1 protein-coding gene is annotated in these 1,356 nt (G+C 68.0%); it reads left to right on the top strand.

From position 1 onward, the window contains the following. Positions 1–72 precede the first annotated feature (72 nt). A protein-coding gene (locus tag EAO72_RS40985; protein ID WP_410090565.1) for an IS3 family transposase occupies positions 73–1,319 on the top strand; the annotation gives its coding sequence in 2 pieces (ribosomal slippage) (positions 73–412 and positions 412–1,319; 1,248 coding nt in all). Positions 1,320–1,356: the final 37 nt, after the last annotated feature.

Here is a 1,356-nt window from a genome sequence, read left to right as displayed (position 1 = left end):
GGAGCCTCCCCCTGAGTGGTGGACACGCTGATACTGGATCTGCTTGATCCGGAGGAAGCGAGAAGACCGCCGATGGCGATGAAGGACTACTCGGACGAGTTCAAGACCGATGCCGTGGACCTGTTCGAGTCCACACCTGGGGCGACCTACAAGAGCATCGCCGCCGACCTGGGCATCAACAGGAACACCCTGCGGAACTGGGTGCTGCGGGCCCGCGAAGTCCGGGGCGTCGGCCCGGACGCTGCCCGGAACACCGGGACAGTGTCCCGGGCAGCGCAGGTGACAGCGGCCGCGGATGCGGACGAGCGGATCCGGCAGCTCGAGGCCAGGGTGGCCGAGCTGGAGGCCAGTGAACGCAAGCTGGCGACCGAGCGGGACATACTCCGCAAGGCGGCCAAGTATTTCGCCGGAGAGACGAACTGGTGATGAGCCGCTTCCAGTTCGTCGACGACCACCGGGATGCCTTCGAGGTGAAGCGGCTCTGTGAGGTCCTGGGCCTGAACAGGTCCAGCTACTACAAGTGGCGGGCCGGCCGGGAGGCCAGAGATGCCCGGCAGCGGGCCGATAAGCGCCTGGCGGCAAGGATCCGCGTGGTCCACGCGGAGTCCGGCGGTGCCTACGGCTCACCCCGGGTGACCGCCGAGCTCCGCGAGACGGGCCTGCGGGTCAACGAAAAGCGCGTCGCACGGGTGATGCGGACCTTCTCCATCACCGGCGTCCGTCTGCGCAGACGCATCCGCACCACCGTCCCCGGCCCTGCCGCCGCACGGGTTCCGGACCTGTTCCGGCGGGACTTCACCGCCCCTGAACCCGGCGACAAATACATGGGCGACATCACCTACCTGCCGCTGGAGAACGGGGAGTTCCTCTATCTCGCGACCGTTCTGGACTGCTTCAGCCGCAGGGTCGTCGGCTGGTCCATCGCCGACCACATGCGCACCGACCTGGTCGCCGACGCCCTGACGATGGCGGCCCGCACCCGCGGCGGCCTGAAGGGGGCGGTCTTCCATTCCGACCACGGAGCGCAATACGGGTCCAGGGCCTTCGCCGGCCTCTGCGACCAGCTGGAGGTCACCCGGTCCATGGGCGCAGTCGGCACGAGTGCGGACAACGCAGCCTGCGAAAGCTTCCACGCGTCCCTGAAACGGGAGACACTCCAGGGCGCCCGCGACTACGGCGACGCCGACACTTGCAGAAGGACGGTCTTTGCCTGGCTGTCCCGCTACAACACCCGCCGCCGGCACTCCGCCAACGGCCACCTCAGCCCCAACGAATACGAACGACGACACCACGCCGCTAAGCTCACGCTCGCCGCGTGATCAATGACCGCGTGTCCACCGCCATGGGGGAAGGCCC

The organism is Streptomyces sp. OR43 (assembly GCF_008042275.1).
Lineage (GTDB): Bacteria > Actinomycetota > Actinomycetes > Streptomycetales > Streptomycetaceae > Streptomyces.
Note: the sequence above shows the minus strand (reverse complement) of the source record. Positions and strands in the feature narration are given on the sequence as shown.